Consider the following 26,253-nt stretch of genomic DNA (forward strand, 5'->3'; position numbering starts at 1 on the left):
TCCGGAGTTAATACCTGATCCGGAGCATATGTATGAACCGTTTCCGCTAACGGATGTGCAAATGGCTTATCTGATGGGACGCGAGGACCATTTTGAAATGGGCGGAGTGTCAACTCATGTATATATTGAGTTAGAAACTTCATTGGACATGGATCGGTTTAATCGAGCCCTACAAAAAGTTATTGAACGCCATGCTATGTTGCGAACGATTATCTTGCCGAGCGGACAGCAACAAATATTAAATTATGTTCCAGAATATCATATTGAGATTATCCAGATGAAGGATCTCTCCAAGGAAGCCCAGGAACAGAGAATACTGACGGAAAGAGAGCGCATGTCTCACTATATTTTCAAGACCGATCAGTGGCCTCTATTTGAGTATAAGGCTTATCAATGTTCTGCAGAAATGTTTTACCTTTTTATTGGTTATGACATGTTAATAACGGATGGGGCAAGCTTTCAATTCATTCATCAGGAAATTATGAAATTTTACCATGATCCAGATTTAGATTTGGAAGGCGTGGACATTACTTTTAGAGACTACATGATGGCTTATACGGGTTTCAAATCCTCGGAAATATATAAGAGGGATCGGCAATACTGGATGGATAAACTGGAATGTTTTCCTGATCCTCCTGCTTTACCGTATATTTCCTCACCAAGCCTGATTGTACAACCGCGATTCAAAAGGGTAACCAAACACTGCAATAGGGAACTTTACGAAAAGCTAAAGCAAGTTTCACAAAAAAATCACCTGACACCAACTGCAGTGCTGTGTACTGTATTTGCCAAAGTGTTGTCATACTGGAGTAATCAATCCCAATTGGCGCTCAATTGTACTATTTTTAATCGTTATCCATTTCATAAAGATGTATATAAGATGATTGGGGACTTTACATCCGTTATGTTGCTTGACATTACGCTTGAAGGAGGGAAATCTTTCTGGGAACAGGCTGAATCCGTGCAAAACGTGTTGATGGAGGCGCTCGAACATAGGCACTACGACGGAATTCAATTCATCAGAGAGATTATACGTCAACGTGGTGTTGAAACCCATAAGGCAGCGATGCCCATTGTATTCACAAGCATGTTACTGGATACAGGAAAAGGTACAGATGATTCTGTTTATTATATGGGGGATGTAAAGACAGCGGTTTCTCAAACTTCCCAAGTGTTTTTAGATTATCAGGTTCTGGAAGTAGATGGCGGACTCACGGTCACTTGGGATTATGTTGAACAACTGTTTGATTCGGTATTAATTAAAGCGATGTTTGACCAGTACTTTATGCTGCTGGAATTTTCCTTAAACTCAGATGCAGGAAATAGGTTCCCATGGGGACGTGAAAATCATCTGCTGATCTCAGCTTTTAATGATACTTGCGAAAAAATTCCAAGTATTACACTCCATTCCTTGTTTGAACAGCAAGTTGTTCGTTGGCCAGAGGCAATTGCAGTGATTTATAAGAATAGCCATATCACTTATCAGGAATTAAATGAACGCTCGAATAGGGTGGCTCGCTATTTACATGAATATGGCGTGTGCCGTGGTGATTTTATTAGTGTATTAGCCAATCGGAGTATTGAAACCATTGTGAATATAATAGGTATATTGAAAGCCGGAGCGGCTTATGTACCGATTGATCCTGATTATCCGGAGGAACGTTGTGAATATATTAGGGATCACAGTGGTTGTAAATTAACGTTGGAACCGGAACTATACGTTAAGAAAGGATTAGCAGTTTATTCTAGTGAAGCTCTCCAGGTCGAACATGATCCGGATGATGTAGCCTATGTGATTTATACTTCAGGCAGTACAGGCCAGCCTAAAGGAGTCATTGTTACACATGGGGCGGTAGCTAACACGGTGCAGGATATAAATCGTAAATTCAATGTGAATGAGCAGGATCGTATAATTGGATTATCATCCATGTGTTTCGATTTATCGGTTTATGATCTATTTGGAGCGTTAGCGGCTGGAGCGGCTTTAGTACTTATTGATGATCAACGTGATATTACAGAAGTCGCCAAGACACTGGAGGAACATAAAATTACAGTTTGGAACTCCGTGCCAGCTATAATGGACTTGATGTTGAACCATGTGCTTGGAGAAGAAGAGGAAAGCTGCTATTACTGGAATAGTATGCACCGGTCGTCTGGATCGCGCAAGAAAAACAGTTCTTTGCGTTTGGTCATTCTTAGTGGAGATTGGATACCTCTCAGTCTACCGGATAAAATTCGCAGACAATATATTCACGCGAATGTAGTAAGTATGGGTGGGGCAACAGAGGCTTCTATTTGGTCCATTTATTATCCTGTTTATGAAGTGCATGAAGATTGGGCCTCCATACCTTACGGAATGCCATTAGCTAACCAAACTTATTATGTATTGAATTATGATCAGGAACTTTGTCCAGTAGGTGTAAAAGGTGAGCTTTACATTGGAGGTGTTGGCCTAGCCAAAGGTTATCTTCATGAAGAAGACAAAACGGCATTTTCATTCTTAAATCATCCGAAGTTTGGCAGGTTGTATCGCACTGGAGACCAAGGAATTCTGAATTCAAAAGGATATATTGAATTTTTGGGACGTAACGATCAGCAAGTAAAAATCCGTGGTCATCGTGTAGAGCTTGGCGAAATTGAAAATCAAATTCTTCAAATTATTGGAGTAAAGGAAGCAGTGGTTTTGTATACCCCTGATTCGAGAGGAAATAAAATACTGTGCGCGTATATTGTGACCCAACCAAGTTTGAACATCCAGGATATTAAAGAAGGTATTAGTCGTGCATTGCCAAATTACATGGTGCCCACCCATTTTATTTGTCTTGAACAAATTCCTTTAACACCTAATGGGAAATTAGACCGAAAAGCACTGCCAGAGCCATCGGCTAAAACCATATTTCAAAAGAAATATGAAGCTCCAGTGACGGAGATGGAGTGCATTATGGTACGAATCTGGGAAGAGATTTTGGAGTACAGTTCCATTAGCGTAGACGATTCTTTATTTGAACTGGGGGTGGATTCGACAAGTGTAATTAAATTTGTGGCGAGACTAGCTACAGGGCACGGAATAGAGCTTCCGATTCGACAGATATTTGTGACACCGACTATTCGAGAGTTGGCCTCCCTAGTTTCTTCATATGAGATGCAGATTAGCGACCTTTCTAACGAAAGAATGTTGTTTAATCCACAGGGAGAAAGAGACCGGAACATATTTTGTTTCCCGCCGGTAGTGGCTTTAGGGGTTGTATATCAAAGGCTTGCTGAATTCCTTGGTTCCTATCGATTGTATAGTTTCAATTTTCTTGAGATCGAACAAGACCGTCTCATTGCAGAATATATCCGCCTTATAAAAGAAGTTCAGCCTGAGGGACCTTACGTATTTCTAGGGATTTCAGCGGGAGGCAATTTGGCATTTGAGATTACAAAGGCCCTTGAAAAACAGGGAGATAAGATTCGCCAGCTCATTTTATTGGACTCATTTTACATTACAGAAATAAATTCAGAGCGGCTTACAACGGAAGAGAGTCATAAATATGCGAAAGAAACGGTAGATCTTTTGTTGGAAAAATATCCACAATTGCAAAGTGAAGGAGATTTTTTTCATCTCCATGTTGGCGAGAAGATTCAAAGATACTATGCTTATTTGGATAATTTAATGAATTCTGGACAAGTTTCGGCTCATATTCATGTTATTAAATCTCTTCAGAGTCAAAGTAAACATATACGTGGAGATATCCGAATGTGGGAGCATTCTACAATTGGGGAGTATTCCATTTGTGATGGTTATGGAGATCATGAAAGCATGCTTGATGCTACATTTGTTGAACAGAATGCAGAGTTGATTCTAAACATATTGGAAAAATAAACGATAAAAAGAGGTGTTCCAGGGCTATTTTGCTTCCTGGAATACCTCTTTTTTTACTGGTTACATCCAAACAGTCTGTCAACTTGAAATCGTCTGAATAATAAGTACCACATTCAAGATGATGATGACAGCGGTCACGATCCAGGTTAATACTTTTTGCCACATTTTATTTGCAAATTCACCCATAATCTTTTTGTCACTGGTAAAGAGCAATAATGGAATGATGGCAAAGGGAAGCTGGATGGACAGAATAACCTGGCTCAGCACAAGCAGTTCTTCCGCACCTTTTTCACCTGCGATAGCAGTGACGATGACCGCTGGAATGATAGCGATAAGTCGGGTCACCAGACGACGCAACCAAGGTGAAAGACGAAGATTCAAAAAGCCCTCCATAACGATTTGTCCCGCTAACGTACCCGTTACGGTCGAATTCTGGCCTGAGGCGAGTAACGCCACGCCAAATAGTATACTCGCAAGTGTGGTTCCCAGTAGTGGCGAAAGCAGGTAGTAGGCATCACTAATTTCTGCTACATCTGTTCTTCCTGCCGTATGGAATACAGCAGCTGCCACGATCAAGATGGCGGCATTAATAAATAGAGCGAACATCAGAGCTATACTGGAATCCCAAGTTGCAAATGTAATAGCTTCCCGTTTCCCTGCTGAAGTCTGCTCAAATTTGCGAGTTTGTACAATAGAAGAATGCAGATACAGGTTATGTGGCATTACGGTTGCGCCCATAATACCGATGGCAATATACAGCATGCTTGGATTCGTCAAAATTTGCGAGTCCGGTACAAAGCCGCCCAATACGCCGCCCCATTCCGGTTGTGCCAAAATGAGATTCATGCCAAAACAGCCGGCAATCGTCGCCATCAGCACAATGACGAGTGTTTCCAATGCCCGAAAACCTTTGTTTTGCAGCAGTAAAATGAGCATAACGTCAAATGCGGTAATGATGACTCCGTATAGTAACGGTAGACCGAACAGCAATTTCAGCGCAATGGCTGAACCGATGACCTCGGCCAAATCCATGGCTGCAATGGCAATTTCGCATAAAAGCCATAAGCCGATCGCAACAGGACGACTATAGGCATCGCGGCACATTTGAGCCAAATCTTTACCTGTGGCAATACCAAGCTTGCCGGATAAGGCTTGCAGCAGGATGGCCATCAGGTTGGAGATCAGGATGACACTAAGCAGCGTGTAGCCGAATTTCGATCCGCCGGCGATGTCTGTTGCCCAGTTGCCGGGGTCCATATAGCCGACAGCGACCATATAGCCTGGTCCAGCAAAGGCGAGAAACTTCCGAAACCAGGTGCCGTCCTTCGGGACGCTCAAGGAACGATTCACTTCCGACAGTGAAGCGATTTCCGCGAAGTTGCCCTTTATATTTTTCATACGCTTCACCTTCTTTATTCATGTAGAAATATATTATTAGTGACATAACGATTGTGTTATTCCTATTGTACACCCACAATAGTTTTTGTCTAGTGCAACTTTTATGTGGTCAAGCAAGTTAATCGTATTTTTGAAGCAATAGGGCAATCTTATAAAGCTGAACAATGGAAAAAACCAAGCTATATCGCTCTAAGGAGAGCAGCTTGGTCGTTTGGGATTTTCTGAATTACATCTTTTAAATATTGCGGGAGAGCCGTGCAGCCAGTTCCTCAATTTCTTCCGAAGATAGCCCTGGGGAGAACATTTCTGGCTTTTCCTCCAGATCTGGGATAGGGGCTCCTTCGGGAGGACCGTCTTTAACATACAAAGGCTGTCCATCTTCTGGGTGTACGCCGTTCCATATTTTATCAATTTCCTTATAGTCATTCGGACTGAAACGATAAATAGCCCGGTGCAAACCTTTTTCTTCGAATTTACGTGTTTCAGAAAAGGCTTTATTCTCCAAGTTCGGAATCGGAAGCATTTTGGTCATTTCTACGCCAGTAAGCTTTTCCAACGCTTTAGCATAGGCCATCACATGGACTCCACCCCGTACCAGCAAGTAGCCTACGATCTCACGTGCGACAGGGTTGTCGGTCATTTCGTATACCCTCATTTTGTGAGTCCGAGCTCCGCATTCCAGGAAAAAGTTGTGCAGCAAGTCCAGCACCAGGTTACCACTATTAAACACATAATCCCCTGTCCAGGGTTGTCCCATCGAATTGGCAAGCATGGAAGTCTGGGCAGATGCGATAAAATGATGCGAGTTTCGCATATCCTTACCCTTCTTTAAAGGGGCGTCGTCCGGGTCTCCCGGCTTGGTGTAGCCTTCAAGACACATGTTGACGGCGGTGGTAACAAGCTCGACATGTCCCAATTCCTCAGCTGTAATATTAGCTACAAGATCATAAAATGGCCTTACCTTATTCCGTCCCCGAAAATTAAAGGATTGGTGGAGATAGTTGTTCAATGTAGACATTTCACCGAATTTACCGCCTAGCAGCTCCTGAATGGCAGCAGCCGCGTTGGGATCTGGTTCCTTAAGTCTTGGGATGTCGATCAATAAACGATCCATGCGCATGAACATAGTCTTTTACCTCCTAAATGGTGAATGTAGACGGCCCATCAAGTTAGGGGCTTATAACATATGATGTAAACACGATGAAGTGGAATTAAACGGTAAAATGCACTGGTTAACATCCATACTTCCAATGATTCATTTTGTGTGGTTCGTTTAAAGTACATACGAGAAGGAAATCATGTATTAACATGACGATGATACCGGGTATTGATCGTTCACAGGCCGAAGATTTGGCACGCCAAGCGCATGATTTTTGTCCGTACTCCAAAGCAACTCGAGGTAACATTGATGTCGAGCTCAACGTCATTTGACTGCATTGTTTATAAACTTCACACTCTGGTCGCCGATTCATAGGCAGCTTTTGCACATAGATATTGATTCGCAGAGATTCGCGACCATTTGACATCATCGCCAAAATTCATTAAGATGGCTTAGGTGATTCTGGTCATCAGGTACGAAACAAATTTGAAAAATACGGGTGATATGATGTCTTACAGACCGAATATTGTTAATTTCACGCTGGCTGGCAGCAACGAAAAAGAAGGGCTTTATGAGTTTAAAATGAGTTTGGCCGATGGAACGGAGTGCCGCGTTTTTTCTCAACGTAATCCGGAGTGGACCTTGACGAATATTAGTCGACTGCTAACGACGCCTTGCCCGGTATGCCATAAGGATTTTATCTGCAAGTGTATGGATAAGTTCCATGATGAGTTTTTAGAGCAAATTAATACGAAACAGCTGTTTGAGAAAGCATTAAGCTAGTTTTTCGAACAGGTAAAGACTAAACATTTCTAAACAAGCGTCGGATACTTTCGGCGTTTTTTTGTTTATATTCATATCGTTGTGCTGATTGTATTCATGCCGTTGATTTCCCTGGAGGTGAGATGCATTTATGAACCAGTCTGATCATTCTCATTCAGATCATTCAATTGTATTGGTGGATGGGGTATGCCACTTTTGTCAGGGAGCGGCCCGCTTCATTATCAAGCGTGACCCTAAGGGGACATTTCATTTTGGTTCCCTGCAATCCGAGGCAGGACAAGAACTTTTACGTGCAGGAGGACTATCTACAGATCAATTGGATACGTTCGTGCTGATTGAAGACGGTATGTATTATACAAGGTCAACCGCGGCTTTGCGAATTGCCAAACGTCTTCGTTTTCCATACCCCTTAGCCTATGTGTTCATCCTGGTTCCCCGCTTTGTGCGCAATGCTGTCTATAACTGGGTGGCGCGTAACCGATATCGTTGGTTTGGCAAGGATGAAGAGGATCAATGTCAGATCCCCCCACCAGAAATTAGGCAACGATTTTTTTAGTTGCTTTTTTATTTAACTCAGGATTCAGTATCGGAGGAGTCAGGCTTCTTTTTGGAGCGATGGCGTCGAATCAGTAATATCACAGTGACCACGATCAGTATCAGACCCGCAACAGCTACATACACGATATGTCGTAAATTGGGTACGTTAACGGACAATTTCAGCTCGTTAGACTCCAATGGAGCAATGTCCCAATACAGTGTTTTTCCGTCTTCCGACACACGGTCCGCATTGCTGGTAGCAGGTTGGATGGGGAAGGATAGACTAAAGTTGAGATCCAGTTGCCGCTCCAGTAATTTGCGTGCGAACACATTCATATGCTCTAATTTTTCACTCAGTCCCCGAGCTTCTTCAGGAAGCATCCGTGGCAGATCGAGCTTCATCGTAAGATCAATATTCGTTGTGAAAAAATGTTGGCTCACAGCGCGTTGTATCTCTAATCCCTCAGGCAGATTTAATCCCTGATCGGGATTTTTTTCGTTTGTACTCCAATCTCCCTGATAATGCCCCTTGATTTGATATCCCTTTCTTCCCTGTTCAGATAGTGGCTGAACGTCTACATTGTTGCTTTGAAAACGTTGGACTAATCGATCGAGCAGCCCGGGATTGTCCAACATCAACAGTGTCTGGTTGTTTACACTGAACGTTGCATCCATATCTACACTCTGATCGAGATGAACATCTACATGGATATCACCTCGAGCACAGGAAGTTAGGGCAAGTAGACAGCACACCAGCATAAAAATGAGCAGTATTTTTCGTGTTCGATATTGTCGGGGCTTGTCCCGGTAAGGGCTGTATCCTGTTGGCTTCATGACCTGCACCTTCTTTATATACATTCTTTAATTTAACGATTGGATATCTTCTATATATTACACATTCGGAGAGCCAAAATCGAACGGTATAACGAAATAGATAAGATTAATATTTTATAAAATGTTTCCTTAGGTAAAAACTTTAGTGTATACTCTAAAATATAGTACAGGTAAAAAATAATTGTCTCAAGGAAATAGTTTGTCCAAAAACGAATATTCGAAGGAGGTTTTTAAAACATGAACAAGCAGTTTAAGAAGGCTTTGCCGCGATGGGTAACGACGGTTGGAGTATTATCTCTAGTTCTGGTTCTAGCGACTGCATGTACCGATGCTAAGAAGATGGAGCAGGGAACTGAGAGAGGGGCGGGACAAAAAATAAAGGCTACGGCTACCATCGGTATGATCTCTGACATTGTCGGCAAGGTCGGCGGTGATCATGTGGAGGTCACGGGAATTATGAAATCAGGTGTTGACCCGCATTTGTACAAGGCTTCTCAGGGAGATATGCGCAAGCTGGATCAGGCCGACATTATTTTTTATAACGGGCTGCATCTGGAAGGAAAAATGCAGGACATTCTGGAGAAAATCAGCAAGCAAAAAACTGTCATACCCGTGTCCAAAAACATCGCCCAGGATCAGTTGCGTGCAGGTAGCCCGGAAATGGGGTCCGAGCATGATCCACATATCTGGTTTAACGTACAGAACTGGATGTCTGCGGTAGAAACCGTTAGAGATGAATTGTCGGCGCTTGATGCTGTTCATACGGAGGATTATAAGGCCAACGCAGAAGCCTATCTCGCTGAGCTGCGAGAGCTGGACGATTACACGAGAGAGCAGATTGCCAGTATACCGGAGGCCCAGCGCGTACTCGTCACGGCCCATGATGCTTTTGGCTACTTTGGAGACGCTTACCAGATTCAAGTAAGAGGACTTCAAGGCATGAGCACAGAATCAGAAGCAGGTTCTCAAGATGTGACCAAACTGCGAGATTATCTGGTGGAGCATAAAATCAAGGCTATATTCGTAGAATCCAGTGTTCCGAGAAAGGCCATAGATGCGGTCATACAAGGGGCGGCTCAGCAGGGCCATACAATAAAGGTTGGCGGTGAGCTGTATTCGGATGCGATGGGTGAAGAAGGCACGGAAGATGGCACCTATATTGGGATGGTCAAGCATAACGTCAATACGATTGTTAAAGCTCTTAAATAAGGAGGCAAAGATACATGGAGCATTCACCACTTGTGATTCGTGATTTATCGGTAGCGTATCAAAAAAAGCCCGTTCTGTTCGATGTTTCCTTTGAGGTGCCGGAAGGCAAGCTGATTGGTATTATCGGCCCGAACGGGGCTGGGAAATCTACACTGATCAAGGCAGCGCTTGGACTGATTCCAAAGCTCAGGGGCGAGGTGCTGGTCTATGGCAAGCCCTATAAGCAACAGCTGCTCAAGGTTGGCTATGTACCGCAGCGGGAGTCGGTGGATTGGGATTTTCCGACGAATGCACTGGATGTGGTTATGATGGGACGGTATGGCAGACTGGGCTGGTTTAAGCGTCCGGGAGCAGCAGATCGTCAGGCTGCGATGGAGAGTCTGGACAAGGTAGGTATGAGCAAATATGCAGACAGGCAGATCAGTCAGTTGTCTGGCGGCCAGCAGCAACGTGTTTTTTTAGCCAGAGCACTCGCGCAGGACGCTCAGCTTTATTTTATGGATGAACCGTTTGTCGGTGTGGACGCTGCAACAGAAAAAGCCATTATTTCATTGCTCAACGATCTGAAACAGCAGGGGAAAACCGTACTTGTCGTTCATCATGACTTATCTACGGTCACGGATTATTTTGACCAGGTTATGCTGTTGAACGGGCATCTGATGGCGTTTGGAGAGACGGCAGATATTTTTACCGAGGAAAATCTGCAACGTACGTATGGCGGACGTCTGAGTATACTCAAAACAGGCCCGGATTCGGGCACGATACTCGGAGTGAGGTGAGCGGTATGACAAGCTTGGCAACGCTTTTGACCGACCCGAATATGCAGTGGATTTTGCTGGGCTGCATTTTGCTCGGTTTAAGCAGCGGGGTGATTGGCAGCTTTATGTATTTGCGCAAGCAGTCGCTCATGGGAGATGCTTTGGCACATGCGGCTTTGCCGGGGGTATGTGTGGCTTTTATGATTACAGGTACAAAATCCGTGTTTGGATTTATGATTGGGGCCGCCATTGCAGGGATTGTTGCGACCTTTGCTATCAGTGCGTTAACTCGGTATTCGCGAATTAAAAGCGATTCAGCGATTGCAGCGGTGCTGTCCGTATTTTTTGGTTTCGGCATTATGTTGTTGACTGAAATTCAGCATAGTGGCGCAGGAAACCAAAGCGGATTGGATAAATTTTTGTTTGGCCAGGCTGCGGCAATGGTATTGTCTGATGTCTATACGATGGCGGCAATTTCGGTGGTGCTTATCGGAATATGTATATTATTTTTCAAGGAATTTAAGCTGCTTAGCTTTGATCCCGGCTTTGCCCGCGGACTTGGTTTTCCAGCAGGTTTGCTGGATAAGTTGTTGATGCTGTTGATTGTCATTGCGGTGATTGCTGGCATTCAGGCAGTGGGTGTCATTATGATGGCTGCCCTGCTGATTACCCCGGCAGTGTCGGCAAGATACTGGACAGAGAAGCTGGGTGTCATGGTGTGCCTATCAGGCTTGTTTGGTGCTATAGCGGGCCTTGGTGGGACAGTCATTAGCTCTCTGGGGCAAAATCTGCCTACAGGACCATTGTGCGTGTTGTGTGCGACTGTGGTGTTTGGTGTGAGCCTGATTTTTGCGCCGCAGCGCGGGATGATTTCCAAGGCTATCGTTCGGTTGAACGCCAGAAAAAATCTGGAGCAGGCAGTCGGAACACAGCCAAGAGAGGAGCGTGCCCTATGAGTTCATTTTATGTGATCTTGACGGGAATGTTAGTGGCAGGGGGATGTAGTATCGTTGGCTGCTTTCTCGTGCTTCGGAAAATGGCTATGATCGGTGATGCAATTAGTCATGCGGTACTGCCGGGAATTGTTATTGCCTTTCTAATCAGCGGATCAAAGGACTCGGTGTGGATGATGTTTGGCGCGGCCGTGCTGGGTCTTCTAACGGTGTACCTGATTCAGCTATTCCAACAAAGTGGTCTGCAAAGTGATGCTGCCATTGGTGTGGTGTTTACGACATTGTTTGCCATAGGTGTTTTGCTGGTCAGCGTGTTTGCTTCCAATGTCCATTTGGATATGGATCACGTTTTGTATGGGGAGATTGCTTATGTGCCGTGGAATACGTTAGAGATTGCTGGCTTCGATGTCGGTCCGAGGGCTGTGTGGATTACGGGCGCGATGTTTTTGATCAATATGCTCGTGGTAGGGGGCTTTTTCAAGCAATTTAAAATCACTTCCTTCGATCCCGCATTGGCAGCTTCGTTGGGCATTCCGGTTGTTTTTTTTCATTATCTGCTGATGAGTCTCGTCTCGTTAACGACGGTGGCGTCATTTGAGAGCGTGGGTGCGATTCTGGTGGTTGGAATGCTCGTTGTACCCCCCCTTACCGCTTATTTGCTGACGGAAAAGTTGTCTCGTATGATTGTATACAGCGTCGGATTTGGGGCCATCAGCTCGATCGTAGGCTTTTACACGGCAAGTGTGCTGGATGCCTCTATTGCGGCATGTATGCTGTGTGTATCGGGTGTGTTGTTGCTTTTGGCTTTTCTCTTTTCCCCGTCCCATGGTGTGGTATGGCAAAAGTTATTTCAACAACGGGGGATCGTTGGCGAAGATAGCAAGTGATTCCATAGCAAGTGACCCCATATGAGTTACCCAAAATAGCGTGCAGACGGGCATAAAGTGCCTGAATGCACGTTTTTTTGCGCTTATGCTATCCTATGCGGCCTTTTTTGGTGAAAGCTTGATTGATCATCTTGAATTGATTGGGACACGGGAGTACATTCATTACAACCATACAAGAATGGACGGAACGAGCTGTTACGTTGCGGGGAGGAACGAAAGTGGAGAGCTTCAAACGTAAATCACCAGAGGAAATACTGGATTCTATTAACAAACTGCATCGGGGCAGACTCAAAATATACATTGGTGCGGTCAGTGGCTCGGGCAAGACGTATCATATGCTGCAGGAGGGACAATCGCTGCAGCATGAAGGTATTGATGTTGTGATTTGTGCGGTCTCGACCATGCAGCGGCGTGAAACCGTGGAGCAGGTCGGTTCGCTAGAGCGAGTGCCCAGTATCCATTGGATGAAGGATGGCGAGGAGCAGAAGGATTTGAATGTGGAAGCTTTGGTGGCACGAAATCCCGAGGTGGTACTGGTGGATCATTTGGCACATCATAACCGGAAAGACGCCCCATTTCCAACACGGCTGGAGGATATTCGGTACTTGCTGGAGCTGGGAATTAGCGTCATTACGACGGTCAATGTTTATGAACTTGAAGGGATTACGGAGTGGGTGTATCAGCTGACAGGGTTTGAAGCGGAATATACGGTTCCGGTCGATACACTGGAGCTGGCGGATGAAATTCGTCTGATTGATGTCACACCGGAGACGATTTTGGAACGGCTGGCGAAAGGTTACATGCATACACCCAATCCTGAGATGTTTCACCGGGGAAATCTGGGTAAATTGCGTGAGCTCGCTCTGCGATTGGTAGCAGAGGATGTGAATGATTCGCTGGAACGGCATCGGGAGGAGTTAGGTTTGCACGGGGCTTCAGGAGCCGCAGAGCGTATTTTGGTGCCTGTCCAATACCATTGGAACGGGTCCATTTATATACGCAGGGGGGAACAGGTCGCCAAGCGGTTGGGTGGAGATATGCTGGTAGTCTCCTTTGTCAGCTCGAAGCGCAAACTGTCCAAGGAATCAGCAGCCTTCAAGCGTTCAATTGAACAGTTGGCTGACAAGATCGAATCGACATTTGAAGAAATCCCGCTTTTTTCCCGCAGAAGGCTGCCTCGTCAACTTATCCATTATGCGGTGGCGCATAATGTTACCCGAATTGTCATGGGGCATTCTCGACAAACTCCGTGGCAGGAGCTGGTAAGAGGATCGCTGGTGAACGGGATTTTAAAACGAATGAAAAACATGGATCTGCTGCTGATTGCGGACCGAGCCGAGCAGGAGGGGGAGCGGATTTTGCCAACGATGAGACAGGAGGAAGGAGATAATGATCCATATCATCGTTTGAGCGTTGAGGAAGCACAGGCTGAGGCAGCCAAAATCCTGCGGGGCAAGCTCAAGGTATACATTGGTGCTGCTCCGGGGGTTGGCAAAACATACACGATGCTGAGAGAGGGAAATGATCTGCTGGAGAGCGGGATTGATGTGGTTATCGGATTGCTGGAAACGCACGGAAGAGCAGAAACACTGGCACAAGTAGGCTCTCTGGAGATGATTCCCCGTCAGTCCATCGAGCGTCATGGCGCACATTTGGAAGAAATGGACACCGAAGCCATTCTCAGGCGCAATCCCGAGGTGGTACTTATTGATGAGTTGGCACATACCAACGTCCCCGGAAGTCTGAGATCCAAGCGTTATGAGGATGTGCTGACCATTTTGGAACAAGGTATTTCTGTTATATCTACAATGAATGTACAGCACCTGGAGAGCTTGAATGACGCTGTAGAACAGATTACCGGCATACGGGTGAGAGAGACTGTTCCCGACCGTATGATGCGTCTGGCCGATGAAGTACAGCTTGTTGATGTGGCTCCAAAATCGTTGCAGCAGCGTATGCGTGATGGCAAAATATACGATCCTGCGAAAGTGGAACAGGCGCTTAGCCACTTTTTTAAACTAGGTAATCTGATTGCGTTGCGTGAGCTTGCTTTGCGGGAATTGGCAGATGACGTAGATGAGCGGCTGGAATCCTGGGATCGACACGAATCACTTCGGGGACCGTGGCGCAGGGAGGAAGTGATCTTCGTAGGCGTGACGCTAAGCGAAAATGCTGAAAGGCTGATTCGCCGCGGTTTTCGTATCGCTTTTCGTCTGAAGGCTGTGTGGATTGTGACTTATGTTCATGTCGGTGAGAGTATACCCGAGAGGCTGAACCCTCGTCTGGAACAGCTAAAGATGCTGACCCACCGACTGGGAGGAACCTTTGTAATTCGGCTTGTTTCCAGCCGACGGGAGATTGCCGACATTTTGATTGCTCCGGTGGAAGGATATACAGGTACGCAGCTCATCGTGGGGCAGTCTTCCCGAAGTAGCCGTTGGGGGAAGGTTGCGGTTGTGCCAAGGATTCTCCGCCAAGCACGTCATATGGATGTTTTAATCGTGGCGGATTATGATCCGTATATCAAGCTGGAGGCAGATCGTTAAAATGCCCAATTCATTCATAAATAGTCATATGTTGGTTTCCGGTTGTTCAGTGCTTCCATAGTATATTCTATCTCAAAGAATTGGAGGCGAAGTTAAACATGTATAAACATTGTCATTTTTCAAAGCCAAAAAAACGTGTATTTAAGAAGATCATTAAGGTGACTGTCATTAAGTTTAAACCTAAATTTAAACGTGATCACTTTAAACATGAAGATTTTGATAAGAAATGTCATTGCCGGAAACGTCGCCATCATCGCCATCATGACTGTCATCGTCGTCACCACAAATTCTACTAAGATGAAGATAGTAGGAGGCGGGGCTAGACTGCCCGCCTTCTCCTAGTACGAAGATTTTGGGAAGATACTTGCACAAAAAATACTTGCTCTAATATAGGCGCTATGCTATTCTACCAGTAAATAGATTGCACGTGACGGAAGCACCGTTCACCAACCGTATGTACTTACGGATGGATGAACGGTGCTTTTTTGCGTTGTTGTGTTGGGAAAGGGGATGAGCGTTATGGTTCCAGTGAAAGTGGTATTGGCTGTAGAAGGCCGGGATTATATTGAGCCGCTGCTGAATTATGTTCACGGAAGCGAGTACGCCAGAAGGCTGAGAATAACGGCTTTTTCGCAGCCGGAGGCATTTCATCAATACATGATGGAAACCAGCGGAATGAAAAGACCGGATGTGGTGGTAGGTGAAGCGGCTTTTTTGAATCTATGGACAGACAGGGAAGATGCAGATATTCCTTGTTTGGTATTGCATGAGGGAGAACAAGTGAGCGAATATGGACAGCCTTTATTAAAATATCAGCCTTTATCTGAGCTGGTCGGTTTTATTTTGGAAACGGCGAGACAGAGGTCGATCGGTCGGCAAAGCGTAAACAGCCGGGAAGGTGGAATGATTATCGGCATGGTGGCAGCTTCCGGTGGATTGGGCAAGACAACGGTCGCGCTGAATATGTCTAAACAGCTGGGGAATGAAGGGTATTCGGTATTCTATTTGAATCTGGAGACGGTGGATTCAAGCTCGTTGTTCACAGGTTCAGGCGGTTCTAGCGGAGCAGAAGGAGAAGGGCTGTCCAGGCTGCTATATGATCTCAAGGCGGAGGGGAATGAGGGCATTCCATTATCTGTGGCAGCCTATTGTGTTCGTCGCCCTGAAATCCAGGCGGATACTTTTCAACCTGTCTATAATCGCAAGGAGCTGACGGACATGACTTGTGATGAAGCGAAAGAACTGATTCGAACAGTTGCCGAAAGCGGACAGTATGATGTAGTGATCGTAGATGGCGATTCTGAAAAAGGTGACCGGGCTCAAGCCGTGCTTGAAGCCAGTCATAAGCTGATCTGGCTGCTGGCAGACGATTTAATGAGCATGCACAAGTGCGGATTATGGCTAGATGTTTTAGAAACCACGCAGCCTGAAGGGCTTGAAGATATGATATGCAAAACCAGCTTTGTGGTGAACCGCTATATGGGAACTATGGTCAACTCATTACCTCGTGACTTCATGGAGCTGAACGGAGCGTTACCCTATATACCTTCATGGAAGCAGATGCAGCACCGTGAGCTGCTGCTTAGTTCACCGATTTATCAGCGAGAAATTCGTCATCTGTGCCGCGAGCTGCTGAATGTGGAGAGTGTAACACATCCGCCCGCCGTTTGGTCTTAAAAGGGGCTGATGAACATGAATGAGGAACGGTTTAAGGCATTGCGAGCGGATATCCGTAATGGGCTTGACGTAACATCCTCGGTTAAGGATGCGGATCTGGTGCGGCATATAGAAAATCGAATTTTACACGACGTAGAGCTGACGGGCTTAACTTCCCGAGAGAAGCACGCACTTGTCCGCAAGATTTTTAACTCTTTCCGTGGGCTGGATGTACTCCAGCCATTGATTGACGACCCGACCGTTACGGAAATTATGATCAACAATCACCGGGAAATCTTTGTGGAGCGGGCTGGTGAGGTGATGCAGGTACCCGATCAATTTGAGTCCCGCGAGCGGCTGGAGGATTTAATCCAGACGATTGTAGCCGGGGTGAACCGAATTGTGAATGAGGCTTCCCCCATTGTGGATGCACGATTAAAGGATGGGTCACGCGTAAATATTGTGCTGCCGCCAGTTGCTCTCAAGGGTCCGACGATGACAATACGGAAGTTTCCCGAGCGTCCCATGACGATGGATGACTTGATACGAATGGGTGCGCTGGATGCAGAAGCCGCTGCTATGCTCCAGGACTTGGTACGTAGCAAGTACAACATTTTTATAAGCGGAGGAACGGGTTCTGGTAAAACAACCTTTCTGAATGCATTATCCCAGTTTATCCCGTCGTCTGAACGGATTATTACCATTGAAGACTCGGCAGAGCTGCAAATTGTGACTGTCCCTAATCTGGTTTCCATGGAAACACGGAATGCGAACACCGAGGGGAAGGGAGAAATCACGATTCGTGATCTGATTCGTTCCTCCCTGCGTATGCGACCCAACCGTATTGTGGTGGGTGAGGTCCGGGGGAGTGAGGCATTGGATATGCTGCAAGCGATGAATACTGGCCATGATGGAAGCTTGTCAACTGGGCATGCGAATAATATCCGCGATATGGTCAGCCGGCTGGAAACGATGGTGCTCGGAGGGGCAGAGCTTCCGCTTGGAGTAGTTCGGCAGCAGATCAGCTCGGCCATTGATATATTCGTTCATCTGTCACGGTTGCGCGACAAATCCAGACGGGTGCTGGAAATTAGCGAAGTGATTGGCTTTGAAAATGGTGAGGTGACGATTAATCCTCTTTATCGCTTTCAGGAACGTGGAGAAAGTAAGGGGCGAATCGTAGGAGGTTTGGAACGTTGTGGCGAGGGTCTGCAACATACTTTGAAGCTGCAAATGGCCGGGATCAAGCCGGAAAGCTGGCACAGGGGAGGAGCATCGGCATGAAGACAGGAAAAGCGACTGCCAAGCAAGTATCACGTGAGGTCCCTTCTCTGCCAGATTATACGGTATATACATTATCGACTGTGCAAAAAAGTCTGTGTATTTTCTTTAGTGGCGTGCTGTTCGCGATGATCGGCTATCTATTTTATCACCAATGGATATTATCGTTGCTGTGCGCTGCCGGAGCTGTGGTGACGCCTCGTTATTTTAGGCAATTTTTGCTGCAACGACGCAGGTCTGCTCTAAGCATCCAATTTAAGCAAGCTTTATATTCTCTCTCGTCTTCTTTTTCAGCGGGAAGGTCGGTAGAGAATGGTTTTCGTGAGGCTGTAGAGGATTTGCGGTTGCTTAGTCCGGATGGAGATCACGATCTGATCTTTGAATTTAACATTATTACAGCCTGTCTCGAAATCGGACAGCCTGTAGAGGCTGCTTTGCAGGATTTGGCTCGTCGGGCGCAGATGGAGGATATTACGAATTTTGCGGACGTATTTGCGGCTTGCAAACGAACCGGAGGTGATCTGGTGGAAGTCGTACGACGGGCTTCAAGTGTCATTGGTGAGAAGCTGGAAATTCAGCAGGAGATCGGTGTAATGATTGCGCAGAAACGTTTTGAATCGAGGGTTATGTTTGCGGCGCCTTTTTTGTTTGTTTTGTTTATGACAATGACAGCGGGAGACTACATGATGCCCTTATACAGCGGTACAGGTATGATTTTGTCTACCTTTTGTCTGCTGGTGCTTGGCGGCTGTCTCGTGTGGATCAACCACATTATGAAGATTGAAGTGTAAGGAGAGATGGATGTGGTGATGTTGGTTTGTATGGTCATGCTGGTTCTGCAAGTGGGAGGTTGGGTGGTGCTGAACCGGATGTACGCTGCTAAGTATGCGCATTTTCGCCATATGAAGCTGGAAGGACTGCGGCTGCAAAGACTTTCGGTCCCTTTTGTACACATGATTCATGCTTCACGTGCCACCCATAGGTTGCCTTTGTTGATGTTCAAGCTCCAGCGTTCGATGCAGAAGCTGTATGGTATGCGCAACAGCGGAGAAAAAACAATGCTTTTTCTGGCAGAAATGTTGGGTTTCGGATATATGATGGCTGCTGGTGGAGCTTTAATATCGCTCATGATGGGCGGGGATGCGACCGGGCTGGTGCTCGGATTGGGGCTTGGTATTCTGGTGCCAGTCGCGCTAGTCAAGGATTTGCATGGGAAAGTACAGAAGCGGGATCAGCAAATTCTAATGGAATTGCCTGAACTGTTGAGTAAAATGATGCTTTTAGTTGGTGCAGGAGAGACGGTACAACGGGCATTGCTTCATTGCGTGGAACGTAAAGGGACGGATACGGTACATCCGTTGTATCGGGAACTACGGCAGACGGTGGGGGAATGGGAAAGCGGATATTCCTTTCAACAGGCATTTGAGCATTTGAGTAAACGTTGTGGTATTCAGGAAATGACAGTATTTACGACGACAGTTTTGTTGAATATGAGGCGCGGCGGGAGCGATTTTGTGATGGCTTTACGGGAGTTATCCCAGACGTTATGGGGCAAGCGAACTTCAATTAGTCGCACAAGAGGGGAGCAGGCTTCATCTAAGCTAGTATTCCCGATGGCACTAATTTTGCTTACGGTTATTGTGCTGGTGGGCGCTCCGGCTTTAATGATGATGAATATGTAGGAGGAATAAAACGATGATGACATTAGTAACAGGCAGTATTCGCAAATTGTACAAGGATGAGGATGGTCTGGGTACGTTAGAAATGATCTTGATCATTGCGATTCTGATTGCGGTAGCAATTATTTTCAAGGATCAGATCAAGAAAATTGTAGAAGGGTTGTTGAAAAAGGCGGATAAAAAAAGTAACGATTTTATGGATTCATAATGCTACGCAAATTGGCACAAAAAGAGGATGGGAGCTTCTCATTGGAAGCTTCCCTCGTCTTTCCCGTTCTGCTGCTGGTCATTTTTGTGATGTTATTTTTTTGCCTGTACATTTATCAAAAATCCATATTGGTGCAGGTTGCTTCTACTGCTTCGGAAAGAGCTGCTTACAGTTGGGATAACAGCTTCAAGGACCCACGTACTGGAGCATTTGCGCAAGGGCAACGGGATTCTCTCTATTGGCGCTTAAAGGATGATGTCATGTTGGGAGCCCTGTTTGGCTGGGCCGGAGCCAATCCTCAGGAAAGTTTACAGGTGCCGGACGGCAATGGGGGAGGTTCGTTACCTGCTCAGAAGCTGTCCAATGCCGAAAGAAGAATGCCTGCGGGTATGCAGGGGCAGATGACATATGAAAACAGTATGATTCACCGTAAGGTGACAACAGAGTTAAATAAGATAGTGAAGGTGCCTTTGTTGAACCAGTTTCTGGATCAGACAGATTTGCAAGGGGAAATGAGCTCGGGTGTGGTTGAACCTGTGGAATGGATTCGTACGGTGGAGCTGGTCCGATATTACGGTGCGAAGTTTATGGGCAGAGGCTCAGGTGAAAAGGTAGATCCGGCAGTGGCAGGGAAAGTATTGATGCAATATGGTCAAAACGGTCAGTAAGAAGTAGGTAACGGGAATGCAACTGGAAAGGAGGAAGCGGGTGTTTGGTAAGGAACGTAATAAAAAGGATGGGGAATCAGGTGCTGTCACGGTCTTCTTAATTCTGATTTTGGCGGTCATGTTCGGTTTTATTGCTGTATTTATTGATTACGCGAGAATTGCAGCGCTGCATGTGCAAACCGAACGGCTGACCCATGCGGCGGTTCGTTCAGTGATGTCTGCTTATGATCCGGCATTACAACAGGAGTACGGTTTGTTTGCTTATGGCGAAGGCGGCGGAGAACAAATTATGGTCAAAGTGCTGAATGACAGCGCGAGGCGTACGGCGCGTGCAGAAACGCTGCCGCTTATGAATGCGAAGCTGGATTCAAGTTCCCTGCAGATGGAAAGAGAGCTTGGTAAATATGCCATATTTAACGAGCAGATCCGTGAAGAGATGAAGTATAAAGCACCTGTCGATTTTACGTTTGAAGTGCTCGAAAAGCTGAAGCCACTCTCTCAAAATATGAAGGAGGCTTCTCATACAGTAGATTTGCTGAAACGGCTGCAAAAGCTCTACGACAGACGCGAGGCCAAACTGGATGACATGCTGGAGAAACAGCGTGAAGCAGGAGCTTATATGGAAGAGGTTCGCAAACGGATTATTAAACAGAGGGGCACATATATGCCCAATCAGTATATATGGGACCCGCTCGAGGTTGTAGCCGATATTGCCGCTCAATATAAGCATTACGTGCATGTATATGAGGACAATAAGAAGAGTGTGGACGACGTTAAAATCATGCAGATGGAGAAATATGCAAGAAGGGCAAGAACGGCACTTGATCGCCTGCGACAGGCCATGGTTCAGGCTGGAGAAGAGCATGATAAGCTGCTTCTGGAAGCTAAGGGACCGTTAAATGAAGCCCGGCAGATTAATGAAGAGATGCGAAAAGTCATTGTCCAATATAAGCAGAGGGCGGCCAATGCAGGCTACGATGAGGTTTCAGCAGCCCCTACTCCAAGCGGAGGAGGCTCCAACGCCGATCCGTCTGTAGGAAGCGCCCGGCAAAAGGCAGAGGATTTGCTGATTCCAGACAAGGAATTTGAGCAATGGGAAACAGAAATCGAAAAGCAACGGACTGCTATAAATACTGCTAACAATAGAATAACGAGTATGATGCGTACATTATCCTTTTATACAGATCCATTTTTGAATGCAGACATGCTCAAGCAAGAAGTCGCTTCAACGCTCAAGGAGATAGATAAATACTTGAATGCGTACGCTTGGTCGGGACCCGCCAATGTACTCGACGGTGAAGCCAGAATGATGGATACACGACGCGGACCTGACAAAGAACGCAAAAAAATGGAAAAAGAGGCGAAAAACAAGCTCAAGCAAGCCTATCGGATCATTGAGGTTCTTTCCAAAGGTAAACAAAGTGCTGAGCAATTCCAAAAGCTAGAGCAGTATTACAATGAAAGTATTTCGTTTAACCAGTCTACATCCAGTCCATCTGTATCCGCTGATTTGTCCTATGACACCTATGATGCAGCGGGGGCTTCCATGGATAGTATGGATGGTTTATACGGGGCGGCATCCAATTTACTGACTCAACTGGGAGACGAATTTTACCAGAATGAATACGCGCTTTCTTACTTCCATCATTTGGATTTCAGCCGATTTGGCAGTTTGGCGGGGGCAGATGGCAATGTGGGTAATGCTGCACAGATTTTGGGAGATCAGCTGGAGGTAAATAATCAGGAAGTTGAGTACATCCTGTATGGGTTCCATAATCCGACAGGTAATCTGGCATCCGCCTATGGGGAGATTTTTGCTATGAGGCTTGCCATTCGTACGATGGAGGGACTGGTCAAAAACAGCTCAAAAGGTAATCCGTTGGTCGTTTTGGCGGCAGCTTTGTTATATGGAGTAGAAAAAGCGATAGAAGATATGATTATGCTGGCACAAAAGGGGGATGTGCCTTTGTCTGATTTCCTGAAATTTCGAATGACGTACAAGGATCATTTGCGATTGTTCCTGATGCTCCATAGCAATAATGAACGAAAAATGTCCCGTATGCTTGCTCTGATCCGCCTGAATACCGATGTCAACCCTGCTGAGCGGCAAACGTATGCAAAGGGTGAGGTTAAGAATGGGATGCGTCTGTGGTTTTTACCTGGAGTAATGAAGATGCTCGGAACCGCCTCAAAAGAAGACGAGAGTATTAAGGGAAGTGTGTACTATGTCACGAAAACAGCGCATTTTTCCTATTAATCGGTATTTGAGGCAGGTTTGTGGGCAGAAGCAATGTGAACAAGGAAGCATTGTTTTAGAAGCGTCACTGGTGTTGCCGTTGTTTCTGTTTTTTATTATATTTCTCATTTATATGGTTCAGATGACGCTGGTATCCACGGCCTTGCAGACCACCGCTTCAGAAGCGGTTAAGCAGGTTTCGGCTAAAATTTACCCGGTGTCTCTAGCCGTGGAGGCCGCGTCCGCGAAAATAGATGCAACCCGCAAACCGCTGGATGAACTGCCCAAGTTATCTGTGAGTGAATATGCAAGCAAATTCGCTGCCCAGTTACCACCTCCCATTGGTGATTGGGTAGAAAGCGCTGTTCAGGGTGGTCAAAAGCCGATGGAGGAGCTACGAGGGCGCTTGACGGAAGCGGCACTTGATCCTGTTCTGAAGCCGATGCTAAAGCCTTTTATGGAGGAAAGCATTCTGGAGTATGACCGTATTCATATAACGAGCGTACATGTACCTTCTCTAACAGGAACTAAGGACCCTTATTTTAGAGTAGAGCTGTCGTATGAACTGCCGATGAAGGTCCCCTTTCTGTATCGCAGGATTGTGCTTCAGGCGGCGGCAGAGGAACGTCTCTGGATTGGCGACACAGGGGAGGGGACAGGTACAGGAGAGGCAACAGCGGATAAGAATGCGCAGCATTCCATACAGTTGCTCGTCAAGCCTGAACCTGCTGTGAAGGGTGTGTACAATTTGATCAAGGCTAAGGTTGAGCCTGGGACGACTGCTAACCTTTCTGTACTTTATAAGTCGGGTGAGAGCACAGCTCAGCACTTGGGCTGGACCTCTGCCAATGCGGAAGGGATTATTGAATGGAACTGGTTTGTGGGAACGAACACAACACCCGGTCAATGGAGCTTTGTGATTGAAACGGAGGACGGTCAACGTATAGAAGTTCCGTTTACCGTGGAAAAGCCAGCTGATGGATAGATAGGATCGACTCGACATAGACGGATAGGGATAACTACGATGGAAAATGATTTGGCAATCTGCTAGTTCTATTTTATAAAGGGGGAAGATTGCATTGACGTGGATGTATATTGTATGTGGAGTTCTGCTGGCGATTGCGTTAGTCACGGATTTACGTAGCATGAAAATTCCTAATAAGCTTACATTGCCCGGCATAGGGGTAGGCTTGGTGTTCAATACTCTGTTTGGAGGGTGGCACGGTTTTTTATTTGCTGTTACTGGACTTGGTACAGGATTTGGTTTCATGCTGATTTTGTACTGGATAGGAGCTGTTGGTGCAGGTGATGTAAAGCTGTTCGGCTTGATTGGAGCATGGACGGGTGCCGCTTTTGCCTGGCAATCAGCTCTATATTCGATTTTTTTTGCAGGTATTATTGGCATAGGGATTTTGCTATGGAGGAGGGAAACCATCATGAGACTGCGGCGCGTGGCTTTTAATTTAGGAGGATTTTTTCTATTTCGCAGCGGCAAGGCACTGACCAATGGGAGGGAAGCACACCTCAGGTTTCCTTTTATGACGGCAGTCATTCCGGGAGCGATCAGTGCTTATCTTTACTTCTTGCCATGACATGTCCACTTGGGTAGACCATGCTACCTCACGGAGATAGGAAATTGTTAAGGAGGTCATGAATTGTTTGGTTTAAGCAGGGATTTTGCCCGGAACGGCGGGACATTTATGATTCTAAACAAGGAAGGCGGGCTCAAGACCGATGATTTAAATTCCGTGCAGACCGGAATGATAACTGGTAATCGGATTTCCGGTCTGTTGGAACTTAGAATAAAGGAAGTCGATTTTCAGATTGAGTTACATTACGACATTTCAGGACAACGTATGCTTTCCCAAGTATGGAAAGGTGGGGGCGTGTCGACTTCTGATTTCTACCGGATTCTATTTGAAGTGGCAGATGCTCTCCATCGCAGCCCGCAATATATGTTAGATATCCGCCGGTTTATTTTGCATGAGGATTATATTTTTATAAGTGGTTCGGGTACAAGGGAAACCGCCAGTTTAACCTATGTTCCTTTGCGCAGTGTACAGTATGCAGGGCAAACAGGCAGTCAATTTAAGCAGATGGTTATTCGTTTGATGACTCGTGTGGCTCACTTTCAGGGAGAATATATACAACGCATACTTGAGCTATGTGATAGAAATGAATTTGAATTGGGATCGTTGAAGGAACTGCTATTGCAAGGGATGACGGCTGGTGCGCAGAGCGTTAGCGTGCAGGGTGAAGGTATGGAAAAGAGTTATAGAGATCTCTATACTCCAATAAGCACTCAGGGAGAGCGTGATGGATTACGTTCACAAGCTACATACGGAAAATCTTTTTCATCAGCCGATCTTATCTTATCTACTCATTCCTCGCATACCTCACAGGGTAACCATACAGATCGTGGAACGTACGGGCAAGAGCATCGGGAGACTCTGCAGGAGATTCAGGAGCTTAAACGGGTCAATCGGCTCAAGCAGTCTGTGAAACCAGAGGAGAATACTGAGGTAGGAGCTGAAAACGAAATGGAAGATGTGGAGCCTGGATTGCAAAAATATAAAACGTACATTGCTCTGGGATGTCTGCTCGCTTCAGCCATCGTGTGGCGTTATATTTATCTGGATCATCCAGAGACGGTGCCGTTGATCATTTCCGTTGTGCTGACCTTTGTGCTTGCCGCCGTTGCTTATACAAGCTGGACGGGGAAATGGGGGGGCACTCGAGCTTCATCTCATATCTACAGCGATTCAGTACCTGTATTGGATTCGGAATGGTTAGGGGCTACTTCCCCAGCACAGCGGAAAAATGACCGCTATCAGGTAGATAAGCTGACTGGGTTTGTAGCGGGACGTCATCATCAAGACAAGCGATCTTCCGATTCGAGTGATCAAGGGCAGGAGACCTGGCGATGGTCTTTTCCAAACTCAGAATCTAAAAGCGTGGAAAGCCAAGTTGCGGAAGATAGAGGGAAAGCTTCTGCAAATTATGACTTACACGAGCCATCGAGGAAAAGTACGGAGCGGGGAAATGAATTGGAAGCCAGTGATACCAGCGAGGCATATTATAAGTCCCTGTCCGGGGTAACGGAGCTACTAAATGCTGCCTCTAAGCAGGAAACAGTGCTGCTTCGTCCAGATCAAGAAATGCAGATTCCACCTGTTCAACAATCCCCGATTGCCTGCCTGGATCGCAAGCCACCGGGTAGTGGAGAGAGCGAGCGCATCCGGTTGCAGCTGGACCAATTCGTTGGAGGCAGCTTTTTTATCGGAAGAGATCCGCAATTGGTCCAGTTTGTGGAGCATACGGATGGAGCTTCCCGTTCTCATATTGAGCTTTGCATAGATGTAGGAGGGCAAAGCCACATCGTTAAGGATCTGTCCTCGACGAACGGAACTGTTCTGAATGGAGAGCCCATGGTGCCTTATAAGGAGTACACAATGAAGGATGGAGACACATTTAAAATTGCTGGAGTATCCTATACTTATCGGGTGGACTCTTTTAAATCCTCCAATGTATCTTAATGAAGGTTATATGGATATATGTAATAAGGAGCCTGTTGTATTTCTGGGCTTCTTTCTTTATAATCGGGGAACTATTCATAGGAATAAAATAGGCAACTTAAAGACTTGCGGTTTGCTTGA

21 protein-coding genes and 1 pseudogene are annotated in these 26,253 nt (G+C 46.0%); 19 read left to right on the forward strand and 3 right to left on the reverse strand.

Annotation, left to right across the window (positions count from 1 at the left end):
* Positions 1 to 28 precede the first annotated feature (28 nt).
* Positions 29 to 3,865, forward strand: coding sequence for a non-ribosomal peptide synthetase (locus AC6EJC_RS10435; protein WP_444953902.1), 3,837 nt, complete (start codon positions 29 to 31; stop codon positions 3,863 to 3,865).
* 78 nt (positions 3,866 to 3,943) lie between these two features.
* Here AC6EJC_RS10435 and AC6EJC_RS10440 read toward each other — a convergent pair whose 3' ends face one another.
* Positions 3,944 to 5,263 carry an Nramp family divalent metal transporter gene (locus tag AC6EJC_RS10440; protein ID WP_444953903.1) on the reverse strand — a complete coding sequence of 440 codons (1,320 nt, stop codon included), beginning with the start codon at positions 5,261 to 5,263 and terminating at the stop codon, positions 3,944 to 3,946.
* Between the two features lie 235 nt (positions 5,264 to 5,498).
* On the reverse strand, positions 5,499 to 6,389 hold the full coding sequence (locus AC6EJC_RS10445) for a manganese catalase family protein (RefSeq protein WP_444953904.1): 891 nt from the start codon (positions 6,387 to 6,389) through the stop codon (positions 5,499 to 5,501).
* Between the two features lie 191 nt (positions 6,390 to 6,580).
* Here AC6EJC_RS10445 and AC6EJC_RS10450 point away from each other — a divergent pair.
* The 3 genes and pseudogenes from AC6EJC_RS10450 to AC6EJC_RS10460 all read left to right on the forward strand — a co-directional run.
* Positions 6,581 to 6,694, forward strand: a pseudogene (locus AC6EJC_RS10450) (Ohr subfamily peroxiredoxin); the annotation flags it as partial.
* A 124-nt stretch (positions 6,695 to 6,818) separates the two neighbouring features.
* On the forward strand, positions 6,819 to 7,145 hold the full coding sequence (locus AC6EJC_RS10455) for a hypothetical protein (protein WP_444953905.1): 327 nt from the start codon (positions 6,819 to 6,821) through the stop codon (positions 7,143 to 7,145).
* Positions 7,146 to 7,275: 130 nt separating this feature from the next.
* The gene (locus AC6EJC_RS10460; RefSeq protein WP_444953906.1) at positions 7,276 to 7,701 is read left to right on the forward strand and encodes a thiol-disulfide oxidoreductase DCC family protein; all 426 of its coding nucleotides are present in this window, start codon (positions 7,276 to 7,278) and stop codon (positions 7,699 to 7,701) included.
* A gap of 17 nt (positions 7,702 to 7,718) precedes the next feature.
* Here the strand turns inward: AC6EJC_RS10460 and AC6EJC_RS10465 are convergent, their stop codons facing one another.
* Positions 7,719 to 8,516, reverse strand: a complete 798-nt coding sequence (locus AC6EJC_RS10465; protein WP_444953907.1) for a DUF3153 domain-containing protein — start codon at positions 8,514 to 8,516, stop codon at positions 7,719 to 7,721.
* 237 nt (positions 8,517 to 8,753) lie between these two features.
* Here AC6EJC_RS10465 and AC6EJC_RS10470 point away from each other — a divergent pair, with 237 nt between their 5' ends.
* From AC6EJC_RS10470 to AC6EJC_RS10540, 15 genes are all read left to right on the forward strand, one after another.
* Positions 8,754 to 9,725, forward strand: a complete 972-nt coding sequence (locus AC6EJC_RS10470; protein WP_444953908.1) for a metal ABC transporter solute-binding protein, Zn/Mn family — start codon at positions 8,754 to 8,756, stop codon at positions 9,723 to 9,725.
* 14 nt (positions 9,726 to 9,739) lie between these two features.
* Positions 9,740 to 10,504, forward strand: a complete 765-nt coding sequence (locus AC6EJC_RS10475) for a metal ABC transporter ATP-binding protein (protein ID WP_444953909.1) — start codon at positions 9,740 to 9,742, stop codon at positions 10,502 to 10,504.
* A gap of 5 nt (positions 10,505 to 10,509) precedes the next feature.
* Positions 10,510 to 11,439 (forward strand): metal ABC transporter permease, encoded by a 930-nt coding sequence (locus AC6EJC_RS10480; protein ID WP_444953910.1) that lies wholly within the window; start codon positions 10,510 to 10,512, stop codon positions 11,437 to 11,439.
* Positions 11,436 to 12,323: a metal ABC transporter permease gene (locus AC6EJC_RS10485; protein WP_444953911.1), complete on the forward strand. Its 888-nt coding sequence runs from the start codon at positions 11,436 to 11,438 to the stop codon at positions 12,321 to 12,323. The genes AC6EJC_RS10480 and AC6EJC_RS10485 overlap by 4 nt, the downstream gene beginning before the upstream one ends.
* 218 nt (positions 12,324 to 12,541) lie before the next feature.
* Positions 12,542 to 14,869, forward strand: coding sequence for a histidine kinase (locus AC6EJC_RS10490; RefSeq protein WP_444953912.1), 2,328 nt, complete (start codon positions 12,542 to 12,544; stop codon positions 14,867 to 14,869).
* Between the two features lie 519 nt (positions 14,870 to 15,388).
* The gene (locus tag AC6EJC_RS10495) at positions 15,389 to 16,546 is read left to right on the forward strand and encodes a P-loop NTPase family protein (protein ID WP_444953913.1); all 1,158 of its coding nucleotides are present in this window, start codon (positions 15,389 to 15,391) and stop codon (positions 16,544 to 16,546) included.
* Between the two features lie 15 nt (positions 16,547 to 16,561).
* Complete coding sequence (locus tag AC6EJC_RS10500; protein WP_444953914.1) at positions 16,562 to 17,809, forward strand: TadA family conjugal transfer-associated ATPase; 1,248 nt, start codon at positions 16,562 to 16,564, stop codon at positions 17,807 to 17,809.
* Positions 17,806 to 18,597, forward strand: coding sequence for a type II secretion system F family protein (locus tag AC6EJC_RS10505; protein WP_444953915.1), 792 nt, complete (start codon positions 17,806 to 17,808; stop codon positions 18,595 to 18,597). The genes AC6EJC_RS10500 and AC6EJC_RS10505 overlap by 4 nt, the downstream gene beginning before the upstream one ends.
* Before the next feature lie 6 nt (positions 18,598 to 18,603).
* A complete protein-coding gene (locus tag AC6EJC_RS10510) occupies positions 18,604 to 19,488 on the forward strand; it encodes a type II secretion system F family protein (RefSeq protein WP_444953916.1) in 885 nt (294 codons plus the stop codon).
* Positions 19,489 to 19,501: 13 nt separating this feature from the next.
* Complete coding sequence (locus AC6EJC_RS10515) at positions 19,502 to 19,693, forward strand: Flp1 family type IVb pilin (RefSeq protein WP_013309278.1); 192 nt, start codon at positions 19,502 to 19,504, stop codon at positions 19,691 to 19,693.
* Positions 19,693 to 20,361 carry a TadE/TadG family type IV pilus assembly protein gene (locus tag AC6EJC_RS10520; RefSeq protein ID WP_444953917.1) on the forward strand — a complete coding sequence of 223 codons (669 nt, stop codon included), beginning with the start codon at positions 19,693 to 19,695 and terminating at the stop codon, positions 20,359 to 20,361. Before AC6EJC_RS10515 ends, AC6EJC_RS10520 begins: the two co-directional genes overlap by 1 nt.
* Positions 20,362 to 20,401: 40 nt before the next feature.
* The gene (locus AC6EJC_RS10525; protein ID WP_444953918.1) at positions 20,402 to 22,618 is read left to right on the forward strand and encodes a hypothetical protein; all 2,217 of its coding nucleotides are present in this window, start codon (positions 20,402 to 20,404) and stop codon (positions 22,616 to 22,618) included.
* Positions 22,587 to 23,582 (forward strand): pilus assembly protein, encoded by a 996-nt coding sequence (locus tag AC6EJC_RS10530; RefSeq protein WP_444953919.1) that lies wholly within the window; start codon positions 22,587 to 22,589, stop codon positions 23,580 to 23,582. Before AC6EJC_RS10525 ends, AC6EJC_RS10530 begins: the two co-directional genes overlap by 32 nt.
* A 94-nt stretch (positions 23,583 to 23,676) precedes the next feature.
* Positions 23,677 to 24,189: an A24 family peptidase gene (locus tag AC6EJC_RS10535; protein WP_444953920.1), complete on the forward strand. Its 513-nt coding sequence runs from the start codon at positions 23,677 to 23,679 to the stop codon at positions 24,187 to 24,189.
* Positions 24,190 to 24,252: 63 nt separating this feature from the next.
* Positions 24,253 to 26,133: a DUF6382 domain-containing protein gene (locus AC6EJC_RS10540; protein ID WP_444953921.1), complete on the forward strand. Its 1,881-nt coding sequence runs from the start codon at positions 24,253 to 24,255 to the stop codon at positions 26,131 to 26,133.
* The last annotated feature ends 120 nt before the right edge of the window (positions 26,134 to 26,253 follow it).

It is taken from the genome of Paenibacillus sp. TY11 (assembly GCF_059772165.1).